This window comes from Thainema salinarum CENA647 (assembly GCF_057732415.1).
In genome coordinates this window covers 3234113-3254186 of sequence record NZ_JBYJZJ010000022.1, presented here as the reverse complement: position 1 = coordinate 3254186, position 20074 = coordinate 3234113, and the positions used below count along the sequence as shown (strand labels likewise).

Here is a 20074-nt window from a genome sequence, read left to right as displayed (position 1 = left end):
AGATAAGACAAAATGGTTTTATTGATAGTGATTCCAGTTAAGAGTGAGAAAACGAGAGGAGAGTGCCTCATCCTGAGGCACTCTCCTCTCGTTCTTATCTAGACCCGCTATAAAAAATAGATAGGAAACGTTTGAAACGTAGCATTGTGTAGAGGCAAATAGCCATTTGCCCTTACCAAGCAGGTAGATGACAACTCCAGAAGTTTCTGTTCTAAACAGACTGCATATCAGACGGCATCTCCTCGCCCTGATATTCGCGAGTGGGGGCTGGGAAGCCGCAAGAGGTGCCATCGGTGTAGACTACTTCGTCTTCCCAGGGTAGACGATAATTTCCCGCAACCATATCTTTCATGTAGGTATAGGGACAGTCCTGTGCGCCACCCTTGACGGCAACATACCCGCGATGGCCAAACTGATAGATATTATTTTCAACGCTCCAGTATTTGCGGGCTTCACGAACCAAGTCGGGTCGAATTTCAGCAGTGATAACTTCGTCTGGACGGTGACTGCCCATTGCTAATGGCGTGCCGTCAAAGTTAACAATCATGCCTTCGCCCATCGAGTCAAACGTGCCGTCAGAGCCACACATGCAGACTGAAGCCGTCGCCATTAAGTTACAGAACGCGTTGGCCTGATTAGTAATTCGCCAAGAATGACGGATGGGAGCCGTATAGCCTGCCGTCCGAATCATAATTTCAGCCCCTTTATAGGCGCATTCCCGCGCCATTTCGGGGAACATGCCATCGTGACAAATGATAAGTGCGATCGTGCTGCCGTTTGGTCCTTCGCAAACGGGAATGCCCAGATTGCCCGGTTCCCAAGGTTCCACAGGTACCCAAGGATGGAGCTTCCGGTAATAAAGCTTTAGCTCTCCCTTGTCGTCAACAATAATGCCGCTGTTATAGGGATTACCGTTGGGGTTGTACTCCATAATCGAAAAACAGCCCCAAATCTGGTTTTCAATGCAGGCTCGGCGGAACGCCTCTACCTCTGATCCATCCAGCCGACACATAATCTCTGGATTGGTATCCATCGATAAACCATGCAGTGAGTATTCAGGAAATACAACTAAATCCATCGTCGGCATATTGCGCCGCGCTTTGCTCACCATGTCACAAATTCGCTGGGTTTGGGCAGCCAAGTCATCCGGTGTCACCACGTTAGGAAGCTGAAGCTGCACCATCCCAAGGACAACACCATTGGGAGTTTTATTGAGTCCACCAAGTCCACTCATGAGTCTGCCTTGCTCTAATTGCGATACTAATTGCGATTAATATACTCATAGTCTGCACCTTGCCAATCTAGACCCGGAAGAGTTGGTTTTACTCGTCGCGATCTAACGGCAAAATTAGCCTTCCAGGTTTTGAGGCAAGATGTGAGTATACGCTTTACTCTCTACGGTTTGGAGACTTGGCAACCGTAGCGTAGGCTACCGCAACCCGTTCTGGCATGGTTCTATCCGGTTTGCCTTCTGTGACCAACGTCTCTACAAGTTTTAATTCCTGTGACTAACGCTATACAAAATTTGATATTTGTTACTATTTGTTGCTGTACTGTCCTGATTTGGTAGCGACACGGATTAAATCAATCTGGCATGTCAGGCGGTTTGTACGCTATCGTTTGACAGGGGTCCCGCTGTACGGAACCATAAAATAAGGTGTGGAGAGTCCCTACTCACTAAGGGATTCTACCTTTATCACCATCGTTTCTTCCAATCTCGCTGGCTTTAAATTGCTGTTCAGGTAACTTTATTTCGCAGTCCAGTGCTGTCTGTTAGCCAACTGTAAAACTAAAGTTGCGATCGCAAATTAAAGTGACGAGATTAACATGAGTGCTGCTGCATATCTGTTTACGATATGTCTGAGCTGTAGATTGGTGCATGATGCATCTGCTTCTCTAGATCTGATGTAGCGTCAAGCTTGTTTTTTGGGGTAAACCTCGCAGAGATTCACCTGAAAAATAAACTGGACTAACCGCTGGTACGCTCTGACTGTGTCAGTCTGGTGGCAGAATCGGCTCAAGCATCCGTAAACAATCGCAAGACAATCGTAAGCTGATAGTTTGAAGCAGTTGCTCGAAGAATGACCGTGAACAAATTAAGGATTGAATCGCTACATGGAATTTTCAATCGCAACCTTACTCGCGAACTTTTCAGACGATAAATTAGTTGCACCCAAAGCACTCGAAAAAAAGCTGAACTGCAATACCCACGACGAGATGCGCCGGTTGCAGATTGTGCTTGATGCGCTAGAGCGAGTTGGCATTTTAATCAAAGAGCGCGGTAAATATCGGCGTCTACAAGCAGATGATGTCGTCGAAGGAAAGCTGCGCTGTTCCAGTAAGGGCTTTTGTTTTGCGATTCAAGATTCAGAAGAATCGGAAGATATTTATATTCGTGAGAGCCAATTGAGCACGGCTTGGAATGGCGATCGCGTTTTGGTTAAAGTGACGAAAGAGGGCACTCGTCGCCGCTCGCCCGAGGGAGAAGTCAAGCTGATTCTGGAGCGAGCCAACACCTCCGTTTTGGCCCGCGTCAAGAAAGAAAACAGCCACTATCAGGCCATGCCCTTGGACGATCGGCTGCTGTTTGAGCTGGATTTAGATCAAGACGAAGATCTGCTGCAAAAGGCCATCGATCAGCTCGTCCACGTTGAAATTTTGCGATATCCTTTGGGGTCGCTGCCGCCTGTGGGGCGAGTGGCCCAAATTTTGGGCAGTAATGCCGAAGCCGCCTCTGATATCGACATTGTCTTTTGCAAACATGATTTACCCCGTGATTTTCCGGCCAAGGTGATCGAAGAAGCCAAGTCACTGCCGAAGAAAGTGCGTAAATCGGATCTCAAAGATCGGCTCGATTTGCGCGATGTCATGACCGTTACCATTGATGGCTCAGAGGCGCAGACGATTGATGATGCCTTTAGCTTCGAAGATTTGGGTGACGATAAATGGAAGGTCGGCGTTCATATTTCTGACGTGTCCTACTACGTACCAGCGGGTTCACCGATCGATCAGGAAGCTCAGCGACGGGGCAATTCAATTTACTTAGCCGATACGGTGGTGCCAATGCTGCCGCCCCCCCTATCGGGCAATCTTTGCTCAATGGCGACCGGGCAAGATAATCTGACCATCTCCGTGCTGATTACGCTGAACTCCGCCGGAGAGGTTCTAGAGTTTGAGATTCAGCCGACGATCATCCAAGTGGATCATCAGCTCGATTATCGACAGGTGCAGGCTATTCTCGAACAGGCTGGACTGTGTGAAGAGAGCGCTCTGAATGTGTCTTCGGACAAGATTGAAGCGCCGGAGCACATCGTAGAACTGGTTAAGCACCTTTATACGGCCAGCCAGGCTATTCGACAGCAGCGCCACCAGCGGGGAGCCTTTGAGCTGAACTTACCGGAGCACGTGCTGCCGGAAGAAGATAGCAAGGTGCATCAGTATCTTTCCCCCAAGTTTCAATACGACGATGAGGGCGCACTGGGTGCCGTGGTTGAGTCTTCCCACTTACCCGCTCGCTACGTGGTGACTGAGCTGATGCTGCTCACGAATCAACTGGTGGCTTCTCACGTTCGTGCCCTAGATATCCCAGCACTTTATCGAGTCCACCGGACGCCTAGTCCTGCCGACGTGCAGGAGCTGATTAAGCTGGCTAGCAACATGGATATCGACCTGCATCTTGACGATGAAGATGAAGTCCATTCGCGAGATTATCAGCAGTTTACCGAGAAGTTTGCCGAGTCCAAAGCTGAGAAGGTGCTGACCTATCTGCTGCTGTCTACGCTCAAACCCGCCGTTTACAGCACTCACCCCGGCAACCACTTTGGCCTGGCGCTGACCGATGGCTACACTCACTTTAGCTCCCCGATGCGTCGCTATCCCGACTTAATCATGCACCGCATTTTACATGCCGTGTTTGATCAGGGCCGCGATCGCAGAACCACGCGCTCCAAAGATCGGGTCAATCTGCGCCATAGCTCCTGCCACGGCAAGATTAATTGGAACGTGTTGCCGCCCAGTGTTCAGGGTGAATTCGAAGAGCAGCTAGACACGCTGGCTACCTACCTCAGCGAGCAGGAAAAGCTGGCTCAGGAAGCAGAAGCTGATCTAGAAGGGCTGAAGAAAGCAGAATTCATGCAGGCCCACACCGGGGAAATTTTCCACGGCTTGATTACAGGTGTGCAGTCCTACGGCTTCTTTGTGGAAATTGAGGAACTGCTGGTGGAGGGTCTAGTCCACGTCAGCTCGCTCAAGGATGACTGGTACGAATATCGCTCCCGTCAGCAGAAGCTCGTGGGTCGGAAGAATCGTCGCCAGTATCGGCTGGGCGATCGCGTGGAAGTGCAGGTCAAGAGTGTTGATTACTATCGTCAGCAGATTGACCTCGTTGCCGTCGGTGGCGGCAGTGAAGCGACAGACGATGATGACGACGACGATATGGGCGAAGAGGAATAATATCGAGTCTGCCAAATTGGGTCATGAATTAGATCCTGGGAGCATTGGGGCCAGGGGGCAGGGGAGCTAATTTGTAGTCACAGTTTGGCGGATCGGTACAAGATCAAGTTTGCTTAAAAACCCAAGGGGTGAACGGCTAGCGATGCCAGCCGTTCACCCCTTGGGTTTGCCTATGGCTTAGAATTGTGAATTAAATAAGTTCGATATTGCGTAGGGGCGGGTTTAGTAGACCAATCTGCACCGTGTCATAGAGTTGACGGCGAAACCCGCCCCTACAATTTGCCACTTTATTAAATCCACGCTCCTTAGCGTCGTGCAGCAAAGTCGCGGCAAATTGCGTACAGTAAGTAAAGAACTGTTAATTTAACCTCTACGCGTGTCTTTAGATTCTTTCTCTCCGCCCAATCGACCTGTCATCCTAGGAATTAGCGGCGCTTCTGGGCTCATTTATGCGGTACGCGCCATCAAGTATTTGCTGGAGGCCGACTGCCAGGTGGAACTGGTGGCGTCCAAGTCAACCTACATGGTGTGGCAGGCAGAACAGGATATTCGTATGCCGACCGATCCGGTACGGCAGGAGCAGTTTTGGCGGGAGCAGGCCGGAGTTAGCACGGGCGGCAAGCTTCAGTGCCATCCCTGGGGCGATGTGGGCGCAAACATTGCCAGTGGCTCCTTTCGCACGGTGGGCATGATCGTGATGCCGTGCAGCATGAGTACGGTGGCGAAAATTGCCACGGGCTTGAGTTCTGACCTGCTGGAGCGGGCTGCTGATGTGCAGATCAAAGAGGGGCGACGGCTGGTGGTTGTGCCGCGTGAAACGCCGTTTAGTCTGATTCACCTGCGTAATTTAACAGCGCTGGCTGAGGCCGGAGTGCGAGTGGTGCCCGCGATTCCCGCTTGGTATCACCAGCCGCAAACGGTGGAGGATTTGGTTGATTTCGTCGTGGCGCGAGTATTGGATCAACTGGATTTAGACTGCGTGCTGATTCGTCGGTGGAGTGGGCATTTGTCAGAGCAATAAGAGAGCGAGATTTTACTTGTACTGAATTCTCGGATCAAGTAGAGCGTAGGAAATATCGACCAGTAAGTTGATCAGAACAAATGCGATCGCAACAAAGACTACGCCGCCCTGCACCACCGGATAGTCTCGTGCCAGAATGCCGTTGTAAATCCAGGTGCCGATGCCGGGCCAGGAAAAAATGGTTTCGGTGAGGATTGCACCTCCCAATAACGTACCGAATTCTAAGCCTGTAATCGTGGTCACGGGCAGCAGCGCATTCTTGAGCGCGTGGCGGGCAATCACCCAGAATTCCGGTACGCCTTTGGCTCGGGCCGTTCGCACATAATTTTGTGATAGAACCTCAAGCATGGCGCTGCGGGTGATGCGGGCCAGAATCGCCAGCGGAATGGTGCTGAGGGTGAGAGCGGGCAGGATGAGATGTGCGATCGCATCTCGCAACGCGCTCCAGTTTCCCTGGAGCAGCGCATCCAGCACGTAGAACCCTGTAATGGGTTCAAAGTTGAACCCCGCTGCAATGCTGAGCCGACCGCTGGGTGGCAACCACTGAAGCTGCACGGCGAAGAGATAAATTAGCAGCAGTCCTAGCCAATAAACGGGCATTGAAACCCCGACCAGTGAAGCGCTCATGGTCAGATTATCCAGCCAGCTATTTTTGCGCACGGCAGCCAGAACGCCCGCCGGAATACCTAACAGCAGCGCCAGCAGCATAGCGGCAAAGGAGAGTTCAAACGTGGCAGGCCAGCGAATTTTGATTTCTTCGATAATCGGTATGCCAGTAAAGATGCTGGTGCCAAAATCGAGCCGCAATATCTGCCTCAGAAACGTCAGATATTGCAGCGGCAGGGGTTCGTTTAGCCCCAAGCGTTCTCGCAGTGCTGCTACTTGCTCCGGAGTCGCGCGATCGCCCAGTAGCACAACGGCTGGATCGCCGGGAATTAAGTGTAAAAAGATAAATACAAGTAGCGTGATGCCCAGCAGGACTGGAATTAAGTTGACAAGTCGGCGCAGGATGTAGCGGGACATTGAGATTTTGGATTTTGAGCTTTGAGTTTTAGATTAGCGCCTCACGCCTCGCTCCTCACGCCTTACGGAATCAAACAATTTTGGACTTTAGCAAAATATCGAGCATAAATAAGTACAGTTGATCTATAATTCCAGTATTTTACGTAGAGATTCAGTCATCTAGCCCAAAACCCGTCTAAAGGGGTGGGTTTTGATTACCAATCTAAATCTAAACCCCTTATTTAATTCACAATTCTAAGTACTAAACCCGTCCTATAACAAAGTGCATTGGCTCATGTTCAAAGAACGTGCAAACCCATCTTGAAATAGACAGGTTTAGGTATCGATTTCACATTGTCTGAACATGAGCCAAGTGCATTTATCGAGTTTTCGCAGTCCTAACGTATGCCTCCATGATTATTACCGTCGCCAGCTTTAAAGGTGGAGTCGGCAAAACGACTACCGCCATGCATCTTGCCGCTTGTTTGCAGCAGCAGGCCAATACGCTGCTGATTGATGCCGACCCGAATCGGTCGGCACTGGGCTGGGCGCAGCGGGGGGTGCTGCCGTTCAAGGTGGTGGACGAGTGGCAAGCTTCACAGCAGTTGCGCCAGTATGGGCATGTAGTGGTGGATACCCAGGCACGACCGCAGAAGGAAGATTTGGAACTGCTCACCGACCACTGCGATTTGCTGGTGCTGCCGACGACGCCGGATACGCTGGCGCTGGATGCGCTGGTGCTGACGATTGAGTATCTGCACGCGATTAATGCTCGTCGCTACCGGATTTTGTTGACCATTGTGCCGCCTGCTCCCAGTCGGGCTGGAGAAGAGGTGCGGAATTTACTCACCAGCGAGAATCTGCCCGTATGCGAAACCCCTATTCCCCGATTTGCCGCGTTTCAGAAGGCCGCAACCGTCGGTATGCTGGTGCATGAACTGAAAGATCCGCGTGCCCAGACGGGTTGGCAAGCTTATCAAGCCGTCACAGCCGAGCTATTGGAACGCTGGTCTTTGAAGTTTTAACAATGTTTTAAGGCAACTGTTCAGGAAGAACCCTTGTCTCGGTAGAGTACTGAGTAGAACTCGCATAGTATCAATACAGAAGTAAGGTTATTTCAATCAGCCTTCTGACGTACGTATCCAAAAACCGATGGTCAACACCGCACCGCAGAATCAATCTACTCAAGCTACTCCAGTCGAATCGCCTATCTTGCAGGATAAACGCGATCGCATTTTGGCTGCCATTGACGTAGGCACCAACTCCATTCACATGGTGGTGGTCAAAATTCAGCCCTCTATTCCGGCTTTTACGATTATTGATAAAGAAAAAGACACGGTGCGGCTGGGCAATCGCGACCCCAAGACGGGGGACTTGACCCCGGAGGCGATTGAGCGGGCGATGGCGGCACTGCGGCGCTGCTGCGAGATTGCCAACAGTATGCACGCCGAGGATATCGTTGCTGTGGCGACCAGTGCAGTGCGAGAAGCGCCCAATGGCCGAGAGTTTCTCAAGCAGGTGAGCAAGGAAATTGGCCTGTCGATTAACCTGATTTCTGGCCCAGAAGAAGCGCGGCGAATTTATCTGGGCGTGTTGTCGGGCATGGAGTTTAACGGTCAGCCCCACGGCATCATCGACATTGGCGGCGGATCAACCGAGCTGATTTTGGGTGACGGGCGCGAACCCCGCTTTCTCAGCAGCACCAAAATTGGCGCAGTCCGGCTGACCAGCGAATTTATCACCACTGACCCGATCAGTAGCGACGAGTTTACCTATCTGCAAGCCTACATTCGCGGCATGCTGGAGCGCCCGACCGATGAAATTAAGTCGCGGCTGGAACCGGGTGAAACGCTGCGGCTCGTGGGCACATCCGGCACGATTGAATGTCTTGCCACTGTGCATGCCAAAGAGCATCTGGGCATGGTGCCAACGCCGCTCAATGGCTACGAAATGAGCCTGCGGGATTTGCAGGATATCGTCAATCGCCTGCGCAAGATGGACTACAAGGAGCGGCTGGATACGTCCGGTGTTTCCGACCGTCGCGCCGAAATTATTGTGGCTGGAGCGATGATTTTGCAGGAGGCGATGTCGCTGCTGGGGGCAGAGTCGGTGGTGATTTGCGAACGGGCGCTGCGGGATGGAGTCGTGGTGGACTGGATGCTGACCCATCAGCTAATCGAAAATCGGCTGCGCTATCAGGATTCGGTGCGGTATCGCAGCGTTATGAAAATTGCTCAGAAGTATCACGTTGACCTGGCTTACAGTGAACGGGTGGCTGAGTTTGCCCAGAGTTTATTCGACCAAACTCACGGCGTCTTGCATAGCTGGGGGCCAGTGGAGCGCGAGCTGCTGTGGGCTGCTGCCATTCTGCACAATTCCGGCCATTTCATCAGCCACTCGTCTCACCACAAGCATTCCTACTATCTGATTCGCAATGGGGAACTGCTGGGCTTTACGGAAACGGAGGTTGAGGTAATTGCTAACCTGGCTCGCTATCACCGCAAGAGTTCGCCCAAAAAGAAGCACGAAAACTACCGTAACTTAGCGGGTAAGAACTATCGCACAATGGTCGATCAGCTCAGTGCGCTATTACGCATTGCCGTAGCGCTGGATCGGCGACAAATTGGCGCGATCGCAGATATTACCTGCGAGTATGATGCCGAAAATTCGAATTTTTACCTTTACTTACAGCCTGCTGAGCCGGGTGATAATTGCGAACTGGAGCTGTGGAGCATTGATTATAAGAAAGACTGCTTCGAATCTGAATTTGATGTCAAACTGTTTGCTAAGCTAAAGCGCTAGCTTGCAGGAGTGCGTACGCGGATACGTTGAAGAAGCATCATGAGTGAAGAAACGATACCTACATCGACATCGACAGCGATTTTGATGGATGTGGAGGCGGTGCAAAAGGCCATTGGCCGATCGCGAGCGTCGGTCTACCGCTATGCCAATACGGAGAATGGGTCGCTGAATCCGCCCTACAATCCGACGTTGCTGAATCCAGAATACCGGACGAATAAAGAAGATCCGCTGATGTTCCACCCCAACGAGGTGGCGCGGTTTGCTAAAGATGTCCTGGGCCAAAGCGTGACGATTGAGGTCAAGGAACCGCCAGATAGCAAAACCCAGGAGCTGCTGCGGGCGATTCTGACTGAGCTGAAGGAGATTCGGCAGATTTTGGACAAGTAAGCGCTGGTATCAACAGCACTCAGTTCTCTTTTCCTCGATTGTGAAATGCGTCAATTGCGGTGTGGAGCGTGAAGTAAATGCGATCGCGACCAATCTTTTCCAGCAGGCCAGAGGTTTTGAGCTGGGCATAGAGATCCTGCTTCACTCGCGTGAGGGCGAAGGTAATGCCTTGTTGAGCAAGTTCATCGTGCAGTTCGCTGAGGGCATCGGCGGCGGTGATGTCGATTTCGGCAATCGCTTCTGTATTCAGCACAAACCACTCGACCGAATGCTGTTCCTGCTCGATGGCTTGCAATGCCCGCTGCTGGAAGTTTTCCACGTTGGCAAAGAAGAGTGGTGCGTCGTAGCGATAGATCACTAAACCGGGAATTGTGGTTGCGTTGTCCCAATCGTCGATGTCGTGCAGACCGGGCAGACCGGGAGCTTGACCCAGGATGGCATCGTGGGGTCGGGTGATGCGGGTGAGCAGTTCAATAATTGAAAGGCCAACTGCGATCGCAACTCCGACCAGAATATCGGTCAGCAGTACGCCAGCAAACGTACAGATGGCCAGAACAAATTCGCTGCGGCGGAACTGGAGCAGTCGCTTAAACTCCGGCAGTTCAATTAGTTTAGTGGCAGCGTAAATAACGATCGCTCCTAGCGCCGCACTGGGAAACAGGGCCAGCAGCGGACGCAGGAACAGCAGCACGATGATGACGACGACGAAGGCGACCAGGGAGAAAAGCTGGGATTTGCTGCCTAGTGAGTCACCAATGGCGGTGCGGCTACCGCTGCTGCTGATGGGGAAGCCCTGCATGAATCCGTTGCCAACGTTGGCGATACCGAGAGCCAGCAGTTCCTGATTGGCGTCAATTTTATAGTGGTTGCGGGCGGCAAAGGCGCGGGCGGTAAGGACGTTATCGGAATAGCCAACCAGGGCAATGCCAATGGCGGAGGCAATCGTGGGCAGCAGATGATCGAGCGCGACGTTCGGCAGGGCAAGTTGGGGCAGTCCGGCGGGAATTTCGCCAATCACGACGACGCCTTGCTGATCGAGGTCAATGACGGCAACGGCTGTGGTGGCGAGTAGGACAGCCAGCAGGGGGCCAGGGGCATTTTTGAAATAGTGGCGAATGGTGAACAGGAAGACCAGGACGGCAATGGACAGAATCAGCGTGGGTGGATGAATCTCGTCAAGGCGGGTAAAAAACTCGAAGAACTGCCCATAAACGGTGTCGGCTTCGATGGGGATGCCGCTGGCTTTGCCGAGCTGTCCGCCGATCATAATCAGGGCAACGCCTGCCATGTAGCCGATCAGCAGGGGACGGGAGAGCAGGTTGGCGAGAAAGCCAAGGCGGGCAAAGTGACCGATGATGCAGACAATACCGACCATGATGGCCAACAGGGCAGCGAGGCTGGCGTAGTTGCTGCCATCGGCGGCGGCGAGAGGTGCGATCGCAGCGGCAGTCATGACGGCGGTGGTGGATTCGGGGCCGATGGACATCTGGGGTGAGGAACCGAAGATGGTGTAGATAATCATCGGCGGCAGGATGGCCCACAGGCCAGCGACGGGTTGAACGCCTGCGAGTTCGCCGTAGGCCATGCATTGAGGGATAAGGTAGGCGGCGACGGTTAAGCCTGCGAGCAGGTCGCCGCGTAGCCAGTTGGGTTGGTAAGCCAGTAGTTGTTGTAGTCCAGGAATGCGCTGTTTCCAGAATTGAGCAATGGAGCGGGCCACGGTTCTTTATCTCAGGATGATGAAGGGTAGTGATTCATTAAACCCGACTGGAGGGTGTTTTGGGCGATATTGATCGAATTCTTCAGTAATTTAGATGAGGCTGAGAAAAGCTAAAAAATGAATTTGCGTTGATTTACGGATAGGGTTTTAGTGAAAATTCCGCTATTTAACGGAAGTCTTTATGAAGTGAGGATTTCATAATGTTGATATGCGTTAAGCAAAAATGTGGAGTTCATTGCAAAGCCCTCCAGTCTCACGACTGAAGGGCCTTTTTGTTTTAAGCTCAGCTTTCCAGGTTAAAAAAGATGCAACTTGCAATAATGATTTATGCAGCCTTGCCAGATTTAGGTAGTGCTTGAACTCCTTGAACAGGTGTATGCGCTCCGAGCTGTACTTTTAACGTATTAAGCTTATGTAGAATCTCATATTCAGCAGGATAAACCTCCATCACAAAGCGAATTAAATCATCGATTGTGCATGGTTGCTTAAATCCACCATTCCAAGTATGGAATTCCTTATGAATTTCCTCACGGATAGTGATTAAGTTATCAATACTTGATTCTAGATGCGGATAGTCTTTGGCAGAGAAAATGTGGTGGACAGCCAAATTAAATCGATCATGAGCTTCTGGCTTTCGTTGAGTAATTTGGCATGTTCCCTTGTCTCTAGTCCTAGCTTTGTTTTTGGCTGAATTAATTCTTCTTTTTCTAGCCTCTTCTGCGCTGATAATTTGCTTGAATGTTCTATCTCCAACAATTTCAATAGCAGAACACCACTCTCGACGATCCTTTACAGTCAGCTCTTGCGACAAGATTTTGCTGATACGGAAAAATCCAAACAGGGAATAGTAACGAGTTCCATCAATATCATCGAAGTCTTCCCCGTAGGCTAAAGGCCGCTCTGACTGTTGAATGTCGCGAAAAACCTTATTCAGTTTTGCGTAGCTGGTACAAAGAATATTGACAGTATCTTTTTTGGAAAGATAATGACGGTTATTCCTCTTTGTTAGAGAGCTGCTGTTTTCATGGATTTTTTGGCATACAAAGGCGTTCCGTAACTTCTGCTTATGCTTTGTGATGAACTCAACAATTTGATCCCAAATACTTTTTTTCTCGATAGAGTCCATGTATTTTGCGATCGCAAAAGCACCATGTTTGGAGAACAAGCGCTCATTCCACTGTTTATTGATTACTACGAAATGATCATCTTCGCGTAATTCCCACTCATCGTTTGGGTCTGAATCAAAAAAATCAATAATTTCTCTAAGTCTTTGATGACTGATTTCTAGTGCAGCGGCAAGATCTTTTTCTTTGATGGTAAACTGAGCAAGTTTTTTCGTCATCTTCATGCCTCCACACTGATGCTCTTATACATGGTATTAATTCGATCAAAAATCTTTGCATCCCCTGTCTTTGGAATATCAGGATGATAGGTTTTACTGAGATTCCGGTAAGCTTGTTTGATATCTTCCGAACTGGCTGTTTTTGAATCCAAACCAAATACATCCCAAGGTTTGAAATACTTGAAGATATCTACTCCATTAATGCACCCATAGCCTTCTTCTGATTCCTCACCTGGCAAAACTCCGATGAATTTGCGATAGAGCATTTCCCAAGTTTCTTTGAGACGGAAATCTAGATCTCCCATGCCGTCAGTTGCCATTTTGAAGGAGCCAGATTTTTTCAGCTTGGTTGTATCCTTAACTTCGAAATACTGATAAACGGCATTTCTCAAATCAGACATCGATAAATCTGCTATGTCTGTTGATTCGGTAGCCTTTGATCTCTTCGATGATTTAGCTGATTTAGTTGGTTTAGCTGGTTGCTTTGCTTTAGCGTTCGCAATTACAAATTGAGCAAATTCGCCTAAAACTGATGAGTCTACGTTGTGCAACTCTGAAAGGCGGCTGATTTCATTCTCAATTAAGGTGTTGAGCTTAACATTTGGCATATTAGTTCTCAGATCCTCAGCTATAAAGCCCTGATAATTAGAAGTTTATTTAGCGACACAAAACGCACCGAAGCCTTATCGAGTGGTGCGTTATGGCTATGCCTGACACACCCTACGGTTGATCGAACTGCGTCGGTGTATAGCTTACTTATTCATAAGTTTTCCCAATCGTCCCCAAACGTACCAAGAATTTTGATGTCTTTTTACAATTACTTGATATTCACACAAAGCGTATGAAGGGCAAGTATTTCACGCTCTGCCAAAATAGAAAACGAAGTAATTTTTTATACTGACCAACTCATTAAATACCAGCAACTTCATAAATCAAGTTGCCTTAAAAATAGAAGACTTAAATATTAAGAGACATAAATAAAGAGCGCGAACGAATCCGCGCTCTGAGGTCTGATGATTTAGGAAAATGTGATTTAGCCACCCTACCAGAAAGTGCTACCCCGTCAAGCTCACCAGAGACAGTTGTGCAATTTTCATCAGCGTGCCTAGCCACTTTTCTCATCATGCGATCGCAATAAACTGAATACTCCACTAAGATCGACCTACCAGCTCACCCATTGTCCAAGCCGCATGAAAGTTTTGTAAAGTTACACATCCATGCTAGTCTCCCATCCAACTTGGGCAAACTAAAGTCAGACCAGTCTGGTTAGGTAGCTAAAGCGTTGGTACCACTGAAGATGTAGTCCCTACCCCAGACCCATCTACCAAACGTCCCCCCAATTCTGTTCTGGCCACATTGCAAACTAGACGTTCTTTTGAGTACTAATCGACATATGAGCATTGAAAAAATTGTTGAACAGGCATTACAAGACGGATACCTAACACCAGCAATGGAGGCAGAGGTTGGTCGCATTTGTGATACCGCTGCCGAACTGTCGATTGAAGAGTATATGGCTCTTGATCGACTAATGGGCGCTCTCCTAACTGGTGAGGTCGTTGCCGTCCCCCGCAAGCAGTTTATTAACGTCATGGAAGAGCTGGTACTGACCGAAGCGATCGCACGGGTCGCTGAAGTCGAAGCCTCCAGCGATTGCACCCTCGATCTGGGCGACATCGCCGCCTATGCCCTCAACCGCTTACCTCCCCTCTACGCCACCACAGAAGAAGGGGCCAACTATCAGAGAGAACGGGCCAAAGAAGAACTAGCTTCGCTGATTTCCAACCAAATCAGCGAAGCCATCGCCCGCAACCTAGATCGCCCAGAATTCTTCCCTGAGCGCCAAGCCATCGCCAAGTCCGCTGGTGACGATGTCATGTCGCAGGTGAATAGCCTGCTGCAAACCTATGCCAGCAAATTTGAACCCAGCGCCGAAGCGATGGAAAAATTAGCTCAACAAATTACCTAAACCTTACAAATCATGCGTGAGTAGATTCCTCCTGTGAGTTCTCATTGGATCAACACTCTCTACAAAGCCTCGCTAACGCGGGGCTTTTTTGTTGTCGCTCACTTCAACTTTTAACTTTCAATTCGTACGATCGCACCCACTTGCACCATGTCAAACATCGCCTCAACATCCTCATTTCGCATTCGAATACAGCCGTGAGATACCGCCTGACCAATTAGTTCCGTTTGATTAGTGCCGTGAAAGCCAATTTGCCAATTTTCCTGCGCCCAAAAGCCAATCCAGCGAGTACCCAACGGATTATCTGGCCCCGGTGGCACAATGTCGCCCGTGATCGGGTGCTGCCAAGCGGGAAACATCTGTAGCCGCTGCACCTGAAACTCTCCCGTTGGTGTTGGCCACTCTTCTTGACCCACCGCAATGTCATAGGTGTTCAAAATTGCGCCATTTTTATAAACCCGCACTTTGCGATCGCGCAAACTGACTCGCAATTCTGGGCTATCTTCGGGTACGGGCAAATCCTCAGAAATATCGCCTAAATTTGATAACGCCTGCGCTTTTGGCGGTTCTCCGCTTGACTGCCGATAGGGCGTGATGACTCTAGCTTGAGCTGACAAACTCAGCACGTCCCGCTGCTCAATCCACACCAATGCCGCCGCCGCCACAAAACACAGCACCGCAAAACATTGAGCTAAAGCAGACGTACCTAACATAACTCCCCACGCTTAATCCTATAGCGAAATATAGCGCTAAATCGTTTGGTAGAACTCCGTACTGCTTTATGCCATCAATACTATCCCTGCATGAACAGATGCATGACTGTGCCACACAGGAGCCACGCAACTGCTCATCCCCTCAAACATGAGTCTAGACCGATCTGCCGAGAATCATTTTGAGCGCAATCATCAGCATGGCTCCACCAAATACTTTCTCCAAAATTTCATTGGGGATACCGATAGCAAACTTGGCTCCCAGCAAACTGCCAAATAAAAAACCTAAGCAAATACAGGCCGCGACTTTAATATCGACATAGCCCTGCTGATAATATGTCCAGGCTCCCAGCAAACCAATCGGTGGCACCAACAGCGCCAGCGTCGTTCCCTGTGCCTGATGTTGCGATAGGCCAAAGAAAAATACCAGCGCAGGTACGATAATCACTCCGCCACCAATACCAATGAGTCCACTAATCACACCTGCAAATGCGCCCAGCAAAATGAACAGTACGATACTCGTCATGACCGTTTCCATCTAATGTAACAATGTTAGAAACAGTATGACGGTGCGATCGCAAGAAGCACTAGTTTGCAGAACACATTCCTGCTCAACCTATTTGCTCAGCACACACGATGGTTTGATGGGGAGAGTGATCGTAAACGTTGTGCCCTGACTCGGACTGGACTCACAGGCAAGCTGACCACCATGTTTTTCAACGACAATTTGGTGGCTAATCGAGAGGCCAATCCCCGTTCCTTTACCAACAGGTTTCGTCGTAAAGAAAGGATTGAAAATCCGCGATCGCACCGCATCTGGAATACCAGGGCCATTATCGGAAATCTGGACACATATTTGATTTTCCCCTTCCCGACTGGTCTGAATCGTGATGGTGGGGCTGGTGTTGCCCGCCTGGGCTTCGAAAGCATCAACAGCATTCGCCAGTAAATTCATGAATACCTGGTTGAGCTGACTTGCATAGCATTCAACTTTAGGCAAAGTAGCATCGTAGTCTTTAATGATTTTGATGCCAGGAGAATTGGAATTCGCCTTAAACCGATGCTGCAAAATCATGAGTGTGCTGTCCATCCCCTCATGCAAATCTACTTCTTTGAAAGCGATCTCATCCAGACGAGAAAAATTGCGTAACGACAAAACAATTTCTCGAATCCGGTTGGTTCCCGTTTGCATTGAGGTCAGCGTTTTTTCCAGATCTGCTTGGAGAAAATCTAACTCTATCGTCTCAATTTCATCCTGTAGCGCGTCGGATGGTTGAGGACATTCCTGCTGATAGAGCTGAATTAGATGGAGCAAATCATTCGCGTAGGTTTGCACATGACAGAGATTGCCATGAATGAAGTTCACGGGATTATTGATTTCGTGAGCAACTCCGGCAACTAACTGCCCTAAACTGGCCATTTTTTCATTGTGAACGAGCAGAGTTTTAGCAGATTCTTGTTCTTTCAACAGTTTCTTGACCTGCTGAATCAGCAGATTGAGCGTTTGGGTCAGTTGCCCAACTTCATCATTCGAATTAATCGGCGCTTGCAGATCAAAGTTGCCTTCATCAATCACCTGTTGGGCAACTCGTGACGTTTGCTTGAGCGGAGACGTAATCGCACGGCTAATTAGCACGCTCAAAATCATGGCAGCAACAATGGCGGCAATTAGAGAGCCTAAAGCAATTCGATCTTTAAGCCGATTAGCCTCCGCTAAAGCAGCTTCGGCTTCAATTTTTTCCTCTTTTACAGCTTCAACTAAACGACTGAGATCGGCATCAAACGCATCCAGTGCCCGGATCTGCTCCAGTGTATTACCGGCTAACAGCTCTAATTGAACAGTCTCTTGTTCAGCGACAGAAATTGTAGATGGATTAGTATCTGCAATCAGTGTTGTAATCCGACGATGATAGTCTTCTAAAAAACCGTCATACGTTTTAACTAGATTTCCTGAAACTTCTAGTTCTTCATCGCTTTCTTCAACTTCTGGATTTTTATAAGACGATTTCAGTTCTTGCCAAGCTTGTTCGGCTGTCGTAATTGCAAGTTCAAAATCTTGTACATGTTCTTGCCATTCATTTGAATTACCAACTAGTGACGGCAGCAGCCGCTGGTGCGATTCCGCCACGATGAGCTGCTCTTGAATCAAGACAGGTAGCTCTAGCTCCTCTTCTGCATCTTCAAGTAAGAGCTGGGCAGCGTTTTGTTTGTGGTTGCTGATATAAGTGCCGATGACTGCTCCACTGACGACAATGCCAAGGGAAAGGAAATATCCCAATATGATTTTCGACTGAATTGAAATGCCAAACGGTTTTTCACTGTTGCGTTTTGAACCGTCAGTCGCGCACGTTTCGTTCAAGCGAATATCAGATATAGGAAATAAACGATTCCCTAGATGTGTAGTGGATTTCATGGCATACCAATGTGTGTGCGATTGCATACAGCACAAACCAGTCCTCGCCAACAGACATGAACAAGGAGGCTCTACGAACAAAAGTAAAGCCCAATTGTGAAAAACTCGGGGACAATTCTCCGAATAAATCAAATCCCGTATTTTCTTGGTTTAAATATTGCCCAATCAGGAAAAAGCTTGACGATAATAACCGAAATCAAGTATTAATACTGACGCTTTTGTGGAAAAATTAGACCCGCTATCTGGCTAAATCCGTCAGTTCTTCAATATACTCTGCAATCTCATGATCCTTGAATCGAGCCGAAACAAAGTTCCAGCTAAATCGTGGGCCAATCCGCACCTCTTCATCCACATGACGGTAATTGCCCTGCCACCAACGGGGTAACGCGGGCACCAAATCCATGCCATTTACAAATCGGTAGCTGTCAGGAACCCGCCGATTAAATGAATCGCGAAAACCATCATTGCCGACTTTTGGCGCACCATAGGTATAGGCTTCAATTTGTGAGATTGTATCAGAAAAGTTGTATTGAATATCCACCGCACACAGCGTCGCCAGCGCTCCCCCTAAACTGTGCCCCGTGATTGTAATCCGAGTAAGCTCTTGGTTGCGGATGTAATCGTGAATGCGATCGCGCACTGAAAAGTAGGCCCGAATAAATCCCTTATGCATCTTGGCCCCGGAGCTACTTTTGTCCTCGTAGGGATAGACTAGTTCCTGCGCGTCTTCAGCCACAATTTCCTCTTGAATGACATTTTCATCAAAGGTCGTTTGCCCTAAATCTGTACCCAAATTGGTTTCCCAATCCGCAGAGGACTCAGAACCGCGAAACACAATCGTAGAATCTGTCCCAACCGTTAGAATTGCCAGTTGTGTATCCGTGCTGGATTCTGCAATTAGCAGCGGCGCATCGTCAATCTGATCGAAGCGAAGGGATGGCGAAAAATTTTGATAAACCTGCTGGCAATAAACCGCATTTTTCCAAGCTGCAGCATAGTTAACCGCCATGATTCCTCTCCTCAACCCAGTGTTGGCTACAGCAATCACAAATAGGTAATGAACGAGGGAGAATAGAATAAAGAGTTATCCTCACCGAAGTAAATCAGCCATGACCTCCCTGGAAGAATTTATCCAAAGTAATCCCTCTGCCCAAGAACTGAAACGCGCCTTGGCCGTGCAACTGCACCAGAGAGGTCAAAGCTATCGGGCGATCCGAGATATCCTACAGGTTTCTCTGGGATTTATTAGTGCGAGTCACCAGCGCTATGAAGAGCGAGGAGTCGAGGGACTGAAATCCCACTACTGGGGCACCCAAGGCTATTTAAGCGCCGAGCAGAAACAGGACATCTTTGAGTGGTTGCAGCAGAAAAACTGGTGGACACTAGAGGAGCTTGTTGAGCAGATTGAAGAGCGCTATGGAGTGCTCTATCGCTCAGCCCAAAGCTATACCCAACTGCTCAAAGACGCAGGGTTTAGCTGGAAGAAATCCCACTCGGTGCATCCGGGCCAAGAGGAGGCCAAAGTCGAGGCAAAAAAGCCGAGATTCAACAGTTGCTGGTCCAGTGGCGAGCCGAGATTGCCAGTGGGCAGGTGCGAGTGATGTTTCTCGATGAGTGCCATCTGCTCTGGGGAGACCTCCGTGGATATGGATGGAGTCGGCGCAATCAGCGAGTGGACATCCCCATTGCCTCCATTCGAGAGCGGCAGACCTACTATGGAGCCTTGGACTATTTGAGCAAGAGCTTTGTTATTCATGAGTATGAGGCAGGCAATCAGCACAATACCGTGGCCTTTCTGAAGTATCTTCAATCTCAGTATGATGAGTCCACTCGCTTTTTCATCATCTGGGATGGAGCCAGCTACCACCGTTCCAAGGTGGTTCGCAACTACCTGAGTCAACAGAATCATGGTACTCGAGAGCAGCACTGGAAACTCACTTGCATTCAGCTTGCGCCTAATGCACCCGAGCAAAATCCGGTCGAAGATGTTTGGTTACAGGCCAAGCGATTTAGTCGTAAATTTGCCCGCTTGTGCCACTCCTTTCGCTCGGTCAAACTCCTCTTTTATCTGGCGACTCATCTGCAAACCTTCATCTTTGAGAAAGCCTTCATGTATGGTTACTGTTCATGTCCTGTTTGAGATTGCTGTATAGTGTTGGCTATGTGGCTATAGTGGCAATTCTTGTCGAATAAAGCTGAATAAGGTAGATAAAGTAACTGAATTGTATCGCCTGCTTTCGCTATCAATTGCTACAAAATGTG

The 20074-nt window shown here is 49.2% G+C and carries 17 protein-coding genes; 8 read left to right on the top strand and 9 right to left on the bottom strand.

Annotated elements, in window-relative coordinates:
* Window positions 1–211: 211 nt before the first annotated feature.
* Window positions 212–1234 carry a formamidase gene (locus AC286M_RS21055; RefSeq protein ID WP_488206261.1) on the bottom strand — a complete coding sequence of 341 codons (1023 nt, stop codon included), beginning with the start codon at window positions 1232–1234 and terminating at the stop codon, window positions 212–214.
* An 881-nt stretch (window positions 1235–2115) separates the two neighbouring features.
* Here AC286M_RS21055 and AC286M_RS21050 point away from each other — a divergent pair.
* Together AC286M_RS21050 and AC286M_RS21045 are read left to right on the top strand one after the other, a co-directional pair.
* Window positions 2116–4452, top strand: coding sequence for a ribonuclease R family protein (locus AC286M_RS21050; protein WP_488206260.1), 2337 nt, complete (start codon window positions 2116–2118; stop codon window positions 4450–4452).
* 376 nt (window positions 4453–4828) lie between these two features.
* On the top strand, window positions 4829–5473 hold the full coding sequence (locus tag AC286M_RS21045) for a flavin prenyltransferase UbiX (RefSeq protein ID WP_488206259.1): 645 nt from the start codon (window positions 4829–4831) through the stop codon (window positions 5471–5473).
* Window positions 5474–5485: 12 nt separating this feature from the next.
* On the opposite strand, the gene AC286M_RS21040 is transcribed toward AC286M_RS21045, so the two are convergent.
* Window positions 5486–6496: an ABC transporter permease gene (locus AC286M_RS21040; protein ID WP_488206258.1), complete on the bottom strand. Its 1011-nt coding sequence runs from the start codon at window positions 6494–6496 to the stop codon at window positions 5486–5488.
* Between the two features lie 392 nt (window positions 6497–6888).
* Here AC286M_RS21040 and AC286M_RS21035 point away from each other — a divergent pair, with 392 nt between their 5' ends.
* The 3 genes from AC286M_RS21035 to AC286M_RS21025 all read left to right on the top strand — a co-directional run bounded on the left by AC286M_RS21035 (window position 6889) and on the right by AC286M_RS21025 (window position 9664).
* On the top strand, window positions 6889–7500 hold the full coding sequence (locus AC286M_RS21035) for a nucleotide-binding protein (protein WP_488206257.1): 612 nt from the start codon (window positions 6889–6891) through the stop codon (window positions 7498–7500).
* Window positions 7501–7627: 127 nt separating this feature from the next.
* A complete protein-coding gene (locus AC286M_RS21030; RefSeq protein ID WP_488206256.1) occupies window positions 7628–9277 on the top strand; it encodes a Ppx/GppA phosphatase family protein in 1650 nt (549 codons plus the stop codon).
* A gap of 39 nt (window positions 9278–9316) precedes the next feature.
* Entirely contained in the window at window positions 9317–9664 is a 348-nt protein-coding gene (locus AC286M_RS21025) for a DUF8631 domain-containing protein (protein ID WP_488206255.1), read from the top strand.
* 19 nt (window positions 9665–9683) lie between these two features.
* Here the strand turns inward: AC286M_RS21025 and AC286M_RS21020 are convergent, their stop codons facing one another.
* The 3 genes from AC286M_RS21020 to AC286M_RS21010 all read right to left on the bottom strand — a co-directional run bounded on the left by AC286M_RS21020 (window position 9684) and on the right by AC286M_RS21010 (window position 13334).
* Window positions 9684–11384 carry an SLC26/SulP family anion transporter gene (locus AC286M_RS21020; protein WP_488206254.1) on the bottom strand — a complete coding sequence of 567 codons (1701 nt, stop codon included), beginning with the start codon at window positions 11382–11384 and terminating at the stop codon, window positions 9684–9686.
* A 325-nt stretch (window positions 11385–11709) separates the two neighbouring features.
* Complete coding sequence (locus AC286M_RS21015) at window positions 11710–12726, bottom strand: hypothetical protein (protein WP_488206253.1); 1017 nt, start codon at window positions 12724–12726, stop codon at window positions 11710–11712.
* 2 nt (window positions 12727–12728) lie between these two features.
* Window positions 12729–13334 (bottom strand): DnaJ domain-containing protein, encoded by a 606-nt coding sequence (locus tag AC286M_RS21010; protein WP_488206252.1) that lies wholly within the window; start codon window positions 13332–13334, stop codon window positions 12729–12731.
* 785 nt (window positions 13335–14119) lie between these two features.
* Here AC286M_RS21010 and AC286M_RS21005 point away from each other — a divergent pair.
* Window positions 14120–14692 carry a late competence development ComFB family protein gene (locus AC286M_RS21005; RefSeq protein WP_488206251.1) on the top strand — a complete coding sequence of 191 codons (573 nt, stop codon included), beginning with the start codon at window positions 14120–14122 and terminating at the stop codon, window positions 14690–14692.
* Window positions 14693–14802: 110 nt separating this feature from the next.
* On the opposite strand, the gene AC286M_RS21000 is transcribed toward AC286M_RS21005, so the two are convergent.
* The 4 genes from AC286M_RS21000 to AC286M_RS20985 form a co-directional block, all read right to left on the bottom strand.
* Window positions 14803–15402: a L,D-transpeptidase gene (locus AC286M_RS21000; RefSeq protein WP_488206250.1), complete on the bottom strand. Its 600-nt coding sequence runs from the start codon at window positions 15400–15402 to the stop codon at window positions 14803–14805.
* 154 nt (window positions 15403–15556) lie between these two features.
* Complete coding sequence (locus AC286M_RS20995; protein ID WP_488206249.1) at window positions 15557–15925, bottom strand: TSUP family transporter; 369 nt, start codon at window positions 15923–15925, stop codon at window positions 15557–15559.
* Window positions 15926–16015: 90 nt separating this feature from the next.
* Window positions 16016–17812, bottom strand: a complete 1797-nt coding sequence (locus tag AC286M_RS20990) for a sensor histidine kinase (protein ID WP_488206248.1) — start codon at window positions 17810–17812, stop codon at window positions 16016–16018.
* 238 nt (window positions 17813–18050) lie between these two features.
* Window positions 18051–18821, bottom strand: a complete 771-nt coding sequence (locus AC286M_RS20985; protein ID WP_488206247.1) for a lipase family protein — start codon at window positions 18819–18821, stop codon at window positions 18051–18053.
* Between the two features lie 100 nt (window positions 18822–18921).
* On the opposite strand from AC286M_RS20985, the gene AC286M_RS20980 reads away from it, so the two are divergent.
* Together AC286M_RS20980 and AC286M_RS20975 are read left to right on the top strand one after the other, a co-directional pair.
* Window positions 18922–19413: a helix-turn-helix domain-containing protein gene (locus tag AC286M_RS20980; protein WP_488203817.1), complete on the top strand. Its 492-nt coding sequence runs from the start codon at window positions 18922–18924 to the stop codon at window positions 19411–19413.
* Window positions 19365–19952: a transposase gene (locus AC286M_RS20975; RefSeq protein WP_488203438.1), complete on the top strand. Its 588-nt coding sequence runs from the start codon at window positions 19365–19367 to the stop codon at window positions 19950–19952. Before AC286M_RS20980 ends, AC286M_RS20975 begins: the two co-directional genes overlap by 49 nt.
* The last annotated feature ends 122 nt before the right edge of the window (window positions 19953–20074 follow it).